10 protein-coding genes and 3 tRNA genes are annotated in these 12,846 nt (G+C 45.4%); 9 read left to right on the forward strand and 4 right to left on the reverse strand.

Annotated elements, in window-relative coordinates; translation table 11 throughout:
• The first annotated feature begins 427 nt into the window (after nt 1–427).
• The 3 genes from AYJ58_RS10840 (at nt 428) to glnS (ending at nt 4,840) form a co-directional block, all read left to right on the forward strand.
• On the forward strand, nt 428–667 hold the full coding sequence (locus AYJ58_RS10840; RefSeq protein WP_028760477.1) for a FeoA family protein: 240 nt from the start codon (nt 428–430) through the stop codon (nt 665–667).
• Entirely contained in the window at nt 660–2,954 is a 2,295-nt protein-coding gene (gene feoB / locus AYJ58_RS10845; protein WP_106650135.1) for a Fe(2+) transporter permease subunit FeoB, read from the forward strand. Before AYJ58_RS10840 ends, feoB begins: the two co-directional genes overlap by 8 nt.
• Nucleotides 2,955–3,169: 215 nt before the next feature.
• The gene (glnS, locus tag AYJ58_RS10850) at nt 3,170–4,840 is read left to right on the forward strand and encodes a glutamine--tRNA ligase (RefSeq protein WP_106650136.1); all 1,671 of its coding nucleotides are present in this window, start codon (nt 3,170–3,172) and stop codon (nt 4,838–4,840) included.
• Nucleotides 4,841–5,039: 199 nt separating this feature from the next.
• Here glnS and AYJ58_RS10855 read toward each other — a convergent pair whose 3' ends face one another.
• Nucleotides 5,040–5,636: a Yip1 family protein gene (locus AYJ58_RS10855; protein ID WP_006081117.1), complete on the reverse strand. Its 597-nt coding sequence runs from the start codon at nt 5,634–5,636 to the stop codon at nt 5,040–5,042.
• Between the two features lie 283 nt (nt 5,637–5,919).
• Between AYJ58_RS10855 and miaE the strand changes: the two genes are divergently transcribed.
• Nucleotides 5,920–6,690, forward strand: a complete 771-nt coding sequence (gene miaE / locus AYJ58_RS10860) for a tRNA isopentenyl-2-thiomethyl-A-37 hydroxylase MiaE (RefSeq protein ID WP_106650137.1) — start codon at nt 5,920–5,922, stop codon at nt 6,688–6,690.
• A 128-nt stretch (nt 6,691–6,818) separates the two neighbouring features.
• Here miaE and AYJ58_RS10865 read toward each other — a convergent pair whose 3' ends face one another.
• Complete coding sequence (locus AYJ58_RS10865) at nt 6,819–7,541, reverse strand: UDP-2,3-diacylglucosamine diphosphatase (protein ID WP_106650138.1); 723 nt, start codon at nt 7,539–7,541, stop codon at nt 6,819–6,821.
• Between the two features lie 9 nt (nt 7,542–7,550).
• Nucleotides 7,551–8,045 (reverse strand): peptidylprolyl isomerase, encoded by a 495-nt coding sequence (locus AYJ58_RS10870; RefSeq protein ID WP_106650139.1) that lies wholly within the window; start codon nt 8,043–8,045, stop codon nt 7,551–7,553.
• Nucleotides 8,046–8,185: 140 nt separating this feature from the next.
• Here AYJ58_RS10870 and cysS point away from each other — a divergent pair, with 140 nt between their 5' ends.
• Nucleotides 8,186–9,565, forward strand: coding sequence for a cysteine--tRNA ligase (cysS, locus tag AYJ58_RS10875; protein ID WP_106650140.1), 1,380 nt, complete (start codon nt 8,186–8,188; stop codon nt 9,563–9,565).
• A gap of 91 nt (nt 9,566–9,656) precedes the next feature.
• Here cysS and folD read toward each other — a convergent pair whose 3' ends face one another.
• Complete coding sequence (folD, locus tag AYJ58_RS10880) at nt 9,657–10,511, reverse strand: bifunctional methylenetetrahydrofolate dehydrogenase/methenyltetrahydrofolate cyclohydrolase FolD (RefSeq protein WP_106650141.1); 855 nt, start codon at nt 10,509–10,511, stop codon at nt 9,657–9,659.
• 364 nt (nt 10,512–10,875) lie between these two features.
• On the opposite strand from folD, the gene AYJ58_RS10885 reads away from it, so the two are divergent.
• The 4 genes from AYJ58_RS10885 to tig all read left to right on the forward strand — a co-directional run bounded on the left by AYJ58_RS10885 (nt 10,876) and on the right by tig (nt 12,798).
• A tRNA-Pro gene (locus tag AYJ58_RS10885) sits at nt 10,876–10,952 on the forward strand.
• Nucleotides 10,953–11,069: 117 nt separating this feature from the next.
• Nucleotides 11,070–11,146: transfer RNA gene (locus tag AYJ58_RS10890), tRNA-Arg, on the forward strand.
• Between the two features lie 9 nt (nt 11,147–11,155).
• Nucleotides 11,156–11,231 (forward strand) — tRNA-His (locus AYJ58_RS10895).
• A gap of 262 nt (nt 11,232–11,493) precedes the next feature.
• Nucleotides 11,494–12,798 (forward strand): trigger factor, encoded by a 1,305-nt coding sequence (gene tig / locus AYJ58_RS10900; protein WP_106650142.1) that lies wholly within the window; start codon nt 11,494–11,496, stop codon nt 12,796–12,798.
• Nucleotides 12,799–12,846: the final 48 nt, after the last annotated feature.

Raw genomic sequence — 12,846 nt, forward strand, 5'->3', positions numbered from 1 at the left:
GAGTGCATTTATATTTGTTATTTTTACGCTTTCGACATTGCTAATTTAGCTTATTAAAGCTGATTAATATTAGAACAAATGCGTGACACTCGCTTAACATCTGAGGGTCTTTTCACTGTAAAGAGGGATGATTTTACTGGTGATATAGAGGAAGCGTGACCTTGATCACGTTTGCTTTGGTAAGGGTTTTGTTCACAGCTTTTTGACTTCTGCCGATCGCATCATTCTCTTGTGCGCTTAGGTATGGATTTTTATTTTCGGTTGGTCGTTTATTCATTGGAATTTTTATCACATAATACCCAACACAATTGAAAACTATTATCGTTACCAATCAAAAATCTTGATCTAGGTAAAGTTATTAGGGTCATCGCTCGGTTACAATGGGCGCAGTTTTTCGAGCTGAACCTGTTGCAAGGTGGAATACGTAATGAAGTTAAGCGAACTCAGTCCCGGCGATCGCGGTCTTATTTCTGAAGTGGGGCGTTTGGCGCTGCCACAAACCGTGAAGCGCAAGTTGTTGTCCATGGGGATCACGCCAAATACGCGTTTTTTATTGATCCGATACGCACCTATGGGCTCTGGTCTCGAACTGGATATTCGTGGTAGTAAACTTTGTATGCGCAGAGATTTGGCAGACATCATTGAGGTGGAAAAGACGAATGGCTAAGCAGTTTCATTGCGTCACAGTCGGTAACCCGAATGCGGGTAAATCGACGCTCTTTAACGCGCTAACCGGCGCGAATCAACAAGTCGGTAACTGGTCTGGTGTGACGGTCGAGAAAAAGACTGGTCATTTCACCTTAAACGGTGCCGATGTCTATCTGACCGATTTACCGGGTATTTACGATCTTCTGCCTGCGGGCAATAGTTGCGATTGTTCACTCGATGAGCAAATTGCGCAGCAATATCTCGCTGAGCAACGTGTCGACGGCATTATCAATTTAGTCGATGCCACTAATATCGAACGTCATTTATATCTCACCGCCCAATTGCGTGAACTCGCGATCCCTATGGTGGTGGTGCTGAATAAAATTGATTCTGCAGTTAAACGCGGTATCAAAGTCGATTTAAAGAAAATGAGCAAAGAGCTGGGCTGCCCTGTGATTGGTGTGTGCTCACGCGATCCTGCCGATGTAGAAAAAGTGCAGGCACAGGTACTCGATTTACTGCAAGGCCGAGTCTCTGAAGCACCATTAGTACTGCATTACGATGAACAAATTGAAGCGGGCGTGCAGTTGCTTTGCAGCAAAGACGCGCAATTAAGCCGTGGCCGTGCTTTGGCTATGCTTGGCAATGGTTCAGGTTGTGGCAGTTGCCAAAATGCTGAGTTGCAGGATGAAGTAAATACCTGTACCCAGATTATCTCTTCGCAAGGCCATGATATTGAAGTGATGGTGGCTACCACGCGCTTTAATTTCGTTGAGAAAGTGTTTCAAGGTTCAGTGAAAGAGTCGGGATTCCTCACTCTCAGTGATAAATTAGATAAACTCGTATTGCATCCCGTGCTTGGCATTCCTGTGTTCTTGTTCGTGATGTATTTGATGTTTATGTTCAGCATCAATATTGGCAGCGCTTTTATCGATTTCTTCGATGTGTTTGCGGGTGCGTTGTTTGTCGACCACTTTGGCGCATTCTTGACGAACATGGGCTCTCCAGCTTGGTTGGTCACTATTCTCGCTGGTGGTGTTGGCCAAGGTATTCAAACCGTGACCACGTTTATTCCGGTGATCGCTGCTTTATTCCTCGGTTTGTCAGTCCTTGAAAGCTCTGGCTACATGGCCCGCGCTGCATTTGTAGTTGATGGGTTAATGCGCCGTATCGGTCTGCCCGGTAAAGCTTTCGTGCCTATGATTGTCGGTTTTGGTTGTTCTGTGCCGGCGATTATGGCGACGCGGACCTTAGGCAGTGAACGTGAGCGTATTGTCACGGGTATGATGGCGCCATTTATGTCTTGCGGTGCACGTTTGCCAGTGTATGCGTTATTTGCCGCGGCATTCTTTCCCGATTCTGGGCAGAATTTAGTCTTCTTGCTTTACGTTATTGGTATCTTTGCCGCTATCGGTACGGGTTTATTACTCAGGAGCACCCTGTTGCCCGGCACCAGCAGTGCTGTGGTGATGGAACTGCCAAGCTATGAGATGCCCAAATTTAAAGCTGTTATGGTCCGCACTGGCAAACGCACTAAGAGCTTTATTTTAGGTGCGGGGAAAACGATTGTGCTGGTGGTAACCTTATTGAACTTTATCAATGCTATAGGTGTTGATGGCACCTTCGGCCATGAAGATAGCCAAGCATCTTTGCTGAGTGTTGCGAGCCAAAAAATCACGCCCATCTTCTCGCCTATGGGTATAGAGCAGGATAACTGGCCAGCAACTGTCGGTATTATCACGGGTATTTTTGCCAAAGAAGCGGTTGTTGGTACCTTAAACAGTTTGTACAGCACTGCAGCGCCCGCTGATGAAGAGCTTACGCCATTGAGTGAAAGCTTTAATGCGGCTCTGGCGACGATTCCTGCAAACTTGTTTGGAATTGATCTGGAAGATCCGCTAAAACTGTCGGTTGGTGATTTGACTAATAAAGAAGCGATAGCGGAAGAGCAAGGCGTGGCAACATCGACCTTCGGTGCCCTGCAAGCTGGTTTCAGTGGCAAAATTGCGGCGTTCTCTTACTTGCTGTTTATCTTGTTGTATACCCCTTGTGTCGCGGCGATGGGCGCCTTAGTGCATGAGTTTGGTTCCCGTTGGGCGACGTTTGCGGCTACGTGGACTTTCTCTCTGGCCTATGGTTCTGCGACTGTGGTCTATCAAGCGGCAACCTTTACGCAGCATCCTGTGCAATCGAGTCTGTGGATTGGTTTCTTCCTGTTTGCGTTAGTGGCCTTTTATCAATGGCTGAAACGTAAGGGCAGAAGAACTCAGCAGATCATTCCAGGGATCCGCATCATCACAGAGTAAGATTTACTGAGTCAGTATGACTGGGTAATAAATGTCAGCTTAGTTAGGTCAAAGATAAAAGCAGCTTTCATGGCTGCTTTTATTGTTTTACTATCGCGGTTATAACCTAGCCGGTCAAAAACCATAGTTTTTAGCACTAGGCATTGTAACTAGTAGTGATCTGTAGGATCATGCTGGTTTTCTTAAAATTGCCATTGTTCGCAAAGAGGAATTCCATGAGTCATGTGGACACTGAAGTACGTCCGAGTAACTTTATTCGTAATATCATAGATGAAGATTTACAAAGCGGTAAGCACACGAGTGTACAGACTCGTTTCCCGCCGGAACCGAATGGCTATCTTCATATTGGTCATGCTAAATCTATCTGCTTAAATTTTGGGATAGCGCGAGACTATAACGGTCTGTGTAATTTACGTTTTGACGATACTAATCCTGAAAAAGAAGACATTGATTATGTTAATTCTATTCAGGCGGATGTGCGTTGGCTTGGATTCCAGTGGGATGGCGATGTACGCTATTCATCAAACTATTTTGATCAGTTACATCAATATGCAGTTGAACTGATCAATAAAGGTTTGGCTTATGTGTGTTTCTTGAATGCTGATGAAACTCGCGAATACCGTGGCACGTTAAAAGAGCCAGGTAAAAACAGTCCTTTCCGCGACACATCAGTCGAAGAAAACCTCGCCTTATTCGCTAAGATGCGCGACGGTGGTTTTAAAGAAGGTGAGTGTGCGCTGCGTGCCAAAATTGATATGGCGTCGCCATTCATGTGTATGCGCGATCCTATCATCTACCGTATTCGTTTTGCCCATCACCACCAAACGGGTGACAAGTGGTGCATTTACCCAATGTACGACTTTACCCATTGTATCTCTGATGCGTTAGAACATATTACCCACTCTTTATGTACTTTAGAGTTCCAAGACAACCGTCGTTTATACGACTGGGTGTTGGATAATTTGAATGATTTTCAAGCGCCGAATCGTACTCGTCAATACGAGTTTTCACGCTTAAATCTTGAATATACCTTGATGTCTAAGCGTAAGCTAAACGACCTTGTGACCCGTAAACTCGTGTCAGGTTGGGACGACCCACGTATGCCAACGATTGCTGGCCTGCGTCGCCGTGGTTACACGCCTGCGTCAATTCGCGAGTTCTGCCAACGTATCGGCGTGACTAAACAAGAGAATATGATTGAAGTCGGCATGTTAGATGCGTGTATTCGTGAAGAATTGAACGAACATGCACCGCGTGCGATGGCTGTATTACGTCCATTGAAAGTGATCATCGAAAACTATGCTGAAGGTGAACTTGAGTATATTCAAGCGGCCGCTCATCCAAATGATGAGAGCATGGGGACACGTGAATTAGCCTTTGGCCGTGAAATATTGATTGATGTGGCTGACTTTAGAGAAGAAGCCAACAAACAATACAAACGTTTGGTAGCAGGTAAGGAAGTGCGTTTACGTAATGCCTATGTGATTAAAGCTGAGCGTTGTGACAAAGACAGCGAAGGCAATATCACGACGGTTTACTGCACTTATGATCCTGAAACCTTAGGTAAAAATCCTGCTGATGGCCGTAAAGTTAAAGGTGTGATCCATTGGGTTGAGGCATCTACTGCTAAACCAGCTGAATTCCGTCTCTATCAGCGTTTATTTACCGATCCTAATCCTGCTGCGGCAGAGACTGTGGACGAAGTATTAAACCCTGAATCCTTAGTGGTAGTGCACGGTTTTGCTGAAGCAAGCCTAGTGAATGCGCCAGCAGAAAAAGCTTATCAGTTTGAGCGTGAAGGTTATTTCTGTGCAGACAGCAAAGATTCGTCAGCGGATAATTTAGTGTTTAACTTAACTGTAGCGCTGCGTGATTCTTTCGAATGATTTAATAGAATTAGCTTGATTGAATTGGTTTGATGGAATGAGTCAAACAGTTCAACTCAATTAAGCTAAGTTGAATTAAGCTAAGTTGTTCTGATCATTAAGCAGACCCAAAAAAAGAAGGCCTTTTAGGCCTTCTTTTTTATTTTATGGATTAGCGATAGAGCTATTGGTTGGTGTGAGTGACAGTTAATTCAACTGGTTATTGATACATAGGACCAAAACCTAGGCTCCATAAAATAACGCTGGTTGCCATTAGCCCTACTAACAACACTAAACCAGCGGTCACCATAGAGCTGGCATAGATAAAGCCTTTCTCTTCAGGGATATTCATAATAATCGGCACACCCGCGTACAGTAAGTAGACTGAGTAAGCCAGACCAATCAATCCCACTATCATGATAAACCACAGCACTGGATACAAGGCGGCTAAACCGACCATAAACAATGGTGTAGCTGTGTAGGACGCGAGTTCTAACGCTTGGGTGTAGGTTGGGTTTGCATCGAAGGTTTTTGCCATCCAATAAGCCAAGTAGGCGAGGGCGAATACGCCCGCAATTAGGCCTAAATACATGCCAGCTGACATAAACATGGCGCTTTGAGGTGTGAGGTAAATAGGATCGCCAGCGCCTGGATTCCAGCCAATATAAGCCGTAGCAATATAACTGCAAATCGCAGGAATTAAGGCGATCAGCACCACATGACTTAAGCTACTTTTTAGTGCCTCATGGTTTTTCTCAATTGTGTGCCACTCTTGTTTAGGATGAGTGTATAGCCCCATTAAGTGATTCAGTATCATTATAATTATCCTTGTTCAGCATTGATGAATGGCTCGCCAAACGTCAGACGAGCTGATAACAGCTCCACAATCGAGGTTAAAATGGTGTCCTGTTCCTTTAACTGACGATTGGTGACACATACAGAAGTGAGAAGCTGTGTGATCAGGATCTCAATTCTTTAGAGTGTAGATTATTTATTAAACAAAAAGTTCGGCACGTCAAGTTTACTGAAGCCTAATGCTATAGCTTATGAGTAAATATGCGTAAAATAGCGCGATATTCAGAATGAGATTGAGTGAGTCCATGCAGCAACTTCTTGCCCCCATCCACGCGTTTCTTCGCTGTGAAACACCGCAAACTTGGATTGATGTCGCGATTAAATCAGATTCCTTGGATGAGTTGCTGATCGATCACTGTAACTGTGAGTTAAAAGCGGCTCAGACAGCGATATTTTTACTACGAAAATATGCGTTAGATAAAGACAGTGGTCGAGCTCTGTTGGCGTGGGCTAAACCCTATGAAGAGTTTATCTATTCCCAAGACCACGATGTGGTGAGTTTTCTGGCGCGCGATGTGAAAAAGAATGAACTGGTGGCCGAACTGATGCCTAAGCCAAACTTTAAATTTGCCGCCAATTTAGTGTCACCTTTAATCCGTTTGATTAAAGAAGAGTTTCATCATTTTGAACAAGTATTGGAATTGATGCACAAACGCGGTATCGAATACCGTAATATTCGCGCAGGCCGATATGCCAAGGGCATGATGAGTTATGTGACCACCCATGAGAAAGATATCCTGCGGGATAAGTTGATTGTGGGGGCCTATATTGAGGCGCGTTCGTGCGAGCGTTTTGCTAAGTTGGCGCCCTATTTAGACGGTGAGCTGGGTAAGTTTTATGTGTCACTGCTGCGCTCTGAAGCCCGCCACTATCAAGATTATCTTGCGTTAGCTCAGTTAGTTTCACCTGAAGATATTCGCGAGCGTGTAACGTATTTTGGCGAGTTAGAGGCTGAGTTGATTCTGGCGCAGGATGATGAGTTTCGTTTCCACAGTGGGTCGCCGCTAGCAAATTGATTTGAAAGTAGCTTCTCTTTAAAAGTCGATGAATTAAGTCGATATGGCTAAAACGATTAACGGTTCGCTCGAACCGTTAATATGAAGCGTCTTTAAACTCAAACAAGGTCAATAAAAAGCAAGCTAACTTAAGTTGTCTGCTCGAAGGGTAACGATTGTAAATTAATTCCTTTGGCGCTGACACTCAGCACACTGCCTTGCTCATACCAGTCACCAACCACAATACGTTGACAGCCATTGGCAAGTTGATGAATGGCGGGTCTGTGGGTATGACCGTGGATCATATGTTTGGTGTGGGTCTTGGCAAATAACGCATCGACCGCATTGGGCTCCACATCCATGATGGTATAGCTTTTTTGCTGATTGCTGCTTTTGCTATTGCTGCGAATTTTATCGGCAATACCCTGACGGGTTTTCTTTGATAAACAACCATATAGCCAACGCGCCAGTGACAAACTGCGCAGTTTTCGAAAGCGTTGGTAGGCCTTATCCAAAGTACACAAGCTGTCGCCGTGTAAGATAACCGTGTCTACGCCGTATAAATTCAGGCACGTCACTTCGGGTAAGATTTGCATTCCTGCGGCGCGTGCATACTGCTTGCCTAACATAAAGTCACGGTTGCCGTGGATGAAATACACTGGCAGCTTTTGCGATACCTGCTTGAGTTTTTCGGCGAGTTCGAGGGCAAAAGGCAATGCAATATCATCGCCAACCCAGACTTCAAACAAATCACCTAGGATATAAAGGGCATCGGCATCATCGAGTTCAGTGTCGAGGAAGCGAGTGAACGCTTGGGTGATATCAAGACGATCTGCACTTAGGTGCAGATCGCCTATAAATAAAGTTCGCATGCGCAGGGATTATGCCGCAACGCTGACTTTTTCAATCACTACAGCTTCTAATGGTACATCTTGATGCATACCACGGTTACCTGTACTAACTGCTTTGATTTTTTCGATAATATCCATGCCTTCAACAACTTCGCCGAATACGCAGTAGCCCCAGCCCTGTGAGGTTTCTGATTTAAAATCGAGGAAAGTGTTGTCGTTCACGTTAATGAAGAACTGCGCAGTGGCTGAATGAGGATCAGAAGTACGCGCCATAGCGACAGTACCAGTACGGTTTGATAAACCGTTATTGGCTTCGTTCTTTACTGGCTCGTTACAACGTTTTTGGCTCATGTCTTCGTTGAAGCCACCACCTTGGATCATGAAACCGTCAATCACACGGTGGAAGATAGTGCCGTCGAAGAAACCTTCGTCAACATATTTCATGAAGTTTGCCACTGTTAACGGCGCTTTTTCAGCGTTCAGTTGCAGTTTAATGTCGCCCAAATTGGTGTGTAATGTGATCATGTTTTCATACTCTCTGTAAATAGTGGCGCGATTCTAACTTATCTCGGATTGCGCGCAAAGTGCAGTATTCAAAACCTGTCAGGCCGTGATAGACTGACTCCTTGATTTTACACCTGAATGTATCATTGAAGAGAATATCGATGTTGAAGATTTACAACAGTATTACCCGCCAAAAACAGGAATTTAAGCCGATTACTCCCGGAAAAATCGGGATGTACGTGTGTGGTGTGACCATATACGATCTCTGTCATATTGGTCATGGCCGTACTTTTGTTTCCTTTGACATGATAGTGCGCTACCTGCGTTACGCTGGTTATGAAGTGAATTTTCAGCGCAATATTACCGACGTTGATGACAAAATTATCAAGCGTGCTAACGAGAATAACGAAAGCTGCGAGGCCTTAACTGAGCGTCTGATCGGTGAAATGCATCAAGACTTCGATGCCTTAAATATGCTGCGCCCCGATTTTGAACCACGTGCAACCCTGCACATTGCCGAAATTATCGACATGGTTGAGTTATTACTCGCCCGTGGTCATGCCTATGTGGCGAGCGATGGTGATGTGCTTTTCAGCGTGGCTTCCTATCCTGATTACGGCCGTTTATCGGGCCAGAATTTAGATCAACTGCAAGCCGGAGCTCGGGTTGAAGTGGACGAAACCAAACAAAATCCAATGGATTTTGTGTTGTGGAAAATGTCGAAACCTGGCGAACCGACGTGGGAATCACCATGGGGACCGGGTCGTCCTGGCTGGCATATCGAATGTTCTGCCATGAACAGCAAACATTTAGGTCTGCATTTTGATATTCATGGCGGCGGCTCTGACTTGCAGTTCCCGCACCATGAGAACGAAATCGCCCAGTCTTGCTGTGCCCATGACACGCCATACGTAAACTATTGGATGCACACGGGCATGGTGATGGTTGACCGTGAAAAAATGTCTAAGTCGTTAGGCAATTTCTTCACTATTCGCGATGTGCTTGGTCACTATGATGCTGAAACTGTGCGTTATTTCCTGTTATCGGGCCACTATCGTAGTCAACTGAACTATTCAGAAGATAACTTGAAACAAGCTCGCTCAGCCTTAGAGCGTTTGTATACCGCTATTAAAGATGTCGACTTGACTGTCGCAGCGGCGCCAGCAGAAGAGTTTATCGCTAAATTTAAAGCGGCGATGGATGATGACTTTAATACACCTGAAGCCTATTCAGTCCTGTTTGACATGGTGCGTGACATTAATCGCTTAAAACTGACCGATATGGCACAGGCATCGGCATTAGCGGTCACCTTAAAGCAGTTAGCGGATGTGCTAGGCTTATTAAGCCAAGAGCCTGAAGCTTTCTTCCAAGGCGGCGGTAGTGATGATGAAGTGGCTGAAATTGAAGCTTTAATTGTTGAACGTAACCGTGCTCGTACTGAAAAGGACTGGGCTGCGGCGGATGTGGCGCGTAACCGTTTGAATGAGTTAGGCGTTGAACTCGAAGATGGCCCAAGTGGTACCACTTGGCGTAAGAAATAAGCTTATTCGCTATATTCTTAATTCAAGAAAATCTTCAGCATAAAAAAACCTGCATTATGCAGGTTTTTTTATGCTTGCTAGAAGCTAGAAGCTAGTCGTGATATTGCTCGGCAGCGTATAAGGTATTTTCCAATAGACTCGCAATTGTCATCGGGCCAACACCGCCTGGGACTGGAGTGATAAAACTGGCATTTTGCGCGGCGACTTCATATTGCACATCGCCGACTAAGGTGCCGTTATCTAAACGGTTAATACCCACATCTATTACAATCGCGCCGGGCTTGATCCACTCACCAGGAATGAAGCCGGGTTTACCGACAGCGACAACAACGAGATCCGCGAGACGGATCTTTTGCTCAAGATTCTTAGTGAAGCGGTGGCAAGTGGTGGTGGTGCAGCCAGCAAGCAGTAACTCTAAGGTCATAGGGCGGCCGACAATATTAGACGCGCCAACCACAACAGCATCTAAACCATAGGTATCGACACCAGTGGATTTGATGAGTGTCATAATGCCCATCGGCGTGCAAGAGCGCAGCACAGGAATACGCTGCGCTAAACGGCCAACGTTATACGGGTGAAATCCATCGACATCTTTATCTGGACGAATACGTTCGATGACTTTTGAATCTTCGATATGGGCAGGTAATGGCAGTTGCACTAAAATGCCATCGATGGTCGGATCATCATTCAGACTATCAATAAGGCTCAGCAACTCATCTTCACTGCAACTTGTTTCTAAATCGTATGAACGAGAAATAAATCCAACTTCCTCACAGGCCTTACGTTTGCTTCCAACATAAACCTGTGATGCCGGATCGGCTCCCACTAATACTACGGCTAAACCCGGAATGCGCTGTCCAGCCTCTTTGCGGGCGGTGACTTTTTCGCTGAGCTTAGTGCGGATGGATTGAGCAATCGCCTTGCCGTCGATTATTTGGGCTGTCATGGGTGTAGGATATCCTTTATATGGGCGATGGTGAAAACAGTAGTTAACACAGAGATTGGCAATCGCGGCTATTTTAACAGGGCACAGCTACTGTGTCATGGTTAAAGCCGTCGCCAAATGGATAAAAAAAACCGGATTAGCCTGATAATTCAGCACCTAGAGTCAATCAATAAAAAAATCGTTGACGGTTGTAAAGTGAGGGGATAAGATGCGCTCCGTTCTCAGGCAGATGTGTTCATCTAGCACTGAAAATGTTATGTAAGACCATCGGTGATTAGCGCAGTCCGGTAACGCATCCAGATTTTGGACGAGAGCGGACCAGAGGGGAGCCTCTGAGTTGATACCAAGTAAAATGTAAGACCTTCGGTGATTAGCGCAGTCCGGTAGCGCATCTGGTTTGGGACCAGAGGGTCAGAGGTTCGAATCCTCTATCACCGACCACTTTATTGTCATTTGCATCGATGAATTCAAAAAGTAATTTGAACTCAAATAGGCGAATGATAGGGTTAGCTAAGTGCTTTCCAAATCGGTTAGGATACAGAAAATTCTGTAAACCATGCGCCCGTAGCTCAGTTGGATAGAGCACCCGCCTTCTAAGCGGGTGGTCGCAGGTTCGAATCCTGCCGGGCGTACCAGTTTCAGTGGTGATTGTAGCTCAGTTGGTAGAGTCCCGGATTGTGATTCCGGTTGTCGTGGGTTCGAGCCCCATCAGTCACCCCATTTTTTAGTACTTTGAGTACAAATTAAAAAAAGCGACCTTGTGTCGCTTTTTTTATACCTCAGATTCGGCTGTTGAGGCTCGACTCTGCAGAAAACGGTGGCTATAATGTCGCGTCTTGATAGATATCAACTATGAGCGACCTGTGCCTAAAGCCAGTTGTGGTGGGCATTGTAGTCAAATTTAATGATCAAGAAACGAATACCTGAATAGTTGATGAATCGGCTATTACAAAGGACGTTAGACAAATTTCGAGGTAAAACAATGCAAGTTTCTGTTGAAGCAACCCAAGGCCTAGAGCGTCGCCTGACCATTTCTGTTCCTGCTGAACAAATTGAAAAGCTGGTTAAAGACAGTTTACAACGTGAAGCTAAGCGTGCTCGTATCCCAGGTTTCCGTCCTGGTAAAGTGCCTATTACTGTGATTAACAAACGTTACGGCGCAGCGATTCGTCAAGACATCATGGGTGAAGTGATGCAACGTAACTTCATCGAAGCAATTATTGCTGAGAAGTTAAACCCAGCGGGTGCACCGACTTTTGTTCCTGGTTCAACTGATGGCGAAAAATTCGAATTTATCGCTACCTTTGAAATCTATCCAGAAGTTGAGCTGAAAGGCTTAGATGCAATCGAAGTAGAACAGCCAAAAGCTGAAGTGACTGACGCTGACGTTGACACTATGATTGAAACCCTACGTAAACAACACGCGACTTTCGCTGCTGTTGAGCGTGAAGCTGCCGATGGCGACAAAGTGAAGATGAACTTTGTTGGCTCAGTTGACGGTGAAGAATTTGAAGGCGGCAAAGCTGACGATTTCGAACTGCAACTAGGAAGCGGCCGTATGATCCCAGGTTTTGAAGCGGGTATCTTAGGTCACAAAGCGGGTGAAGAGTTTGTTATCGACGTGAACTTCCCAGAAGAATATCACGCTGAAAACCTGAAAGGTAAAGCCGCTAAGTTCGCGATTACGCTGACTGAAGTTCAAGCCGCTAATCTTCCAGAAGTCAACGATGAGTTTGCTGCTCTGTTCGGTATCAGCGAAGGTGGCTTAGAAGCCCTTAAAGCTGAAATCCGTAAAAACATGAACCGCGAACTTGAGCAAGCGTTAAAAGCTAACGTGAAAGAGCAAGTGATCAACGGTCTGTTAGCGAACAACGACATCACTCTGCCAAAAGCACTGATCGATGGCGAAGTTAACGTTTTGCGTCAACAAGCCATGCAACGTTTTGGCGGCCAATCGGCTAACATGCCAGAACTGCCAGCTGAATTGTTCACTGAACAAGCTGCACGTCGTGTTAAAATCGGTCTGCTATTAGGCGAAGTCATCAAGACTAACGAACTGAAAGCGGAAGATGAACGCGTACAAGGCTTGATCGCTTCTATGGCTTCAGCCTACGAAGATCCAAGTGAAGTAGTTGCTTATTACAACAGCAACAAAGAGCTGATGCAAAACATGCGCAACGTTGCTTTAGAAGAGCAAGCGGTTGAAGCACTGTTGAAATCTGCCAAAGTGACCGAAAAACAAGTCGCTTTTGAAGAATTTATGAACAAGGCTACCGGTCGCGCATAAGCTAAGCTTGACTTGATTAGCTGTTCGCCATTTATAATGGCTCGTATG

Source organism: Shewanella sp. Pdp11 (assembly GCF_002838165.1).
GTDB lineage: Bacteria > Pseudomonadota > Gammaproteobacteria > Enterobacterales > Shewanellaceae > Shewanella > Shewanella hafniensis.

Coding starts and splice junctions, on each gene's coding strand:
- tig (WP_106650142.1), top strand. CDS start 11,494: ATGCAAGTTTCTGTTGAAGCAACCCAAGGCCTAGAGCGTCGCCTGACC.
- AYJ58_RS10865 (WP_106650138.1), bottom strand. CDS start 7,541: ATGCGAACTTTATTTATAGGCGATCTGCACCTAAGTGCAGATCGTCTT.
- miaE (WP_106650137.1), top strand. CDS start 5,920: ATGCAGCAACTTCTTGCCCCCATCCACGCGTTTCTTCGCTGTGAAACA.
- folD (WP_106650141.1), bottom strand. CDS start 10,511: ATGACAGCCCAAATAATCGACGGCAAGGCGATTGCTCAATCCATCCGC.
- cysS (WP_106650140.1), top strand. CDS start 8,186: ATGTTGAAGATTTACAACAGTATTACCCGCCAAAAACAGGAATTTAAG.
- AYJ58_RS10855 (WP_006081117.1), bottom strand. CDS start 5,636: ATGATACTGAATCACTTAATGGGGCTATACACTCATCCTAAACAAGAG.
- AYJ58_RS10840 (WP_028760477.1), top strand. CDS start 428: ATGAAGTTAAGCGAACTCAGTCCCGGCGATCGCGGTCTTATTTCTGAA.
- AYJ58_RS10870 (WP_106650139.1), bottom strand. CDS start 8,045: ATGATCACATTACACACCAATTTGGGCGACATTAAACTGCAACTGAAC.
- feoB (WP_106650135.1), top strand. CDS start 660: ATGGCTAAGCAGTTTCATTGCGTCACAGTCGGTAACCCGAATGCGGGT.
- glnS (WP_106650136.1), top strand. CDS start 3,170: ATGAGTCATGTGGACACTGAAGTACGTCCGAGTAACTTTATTCGTAAT.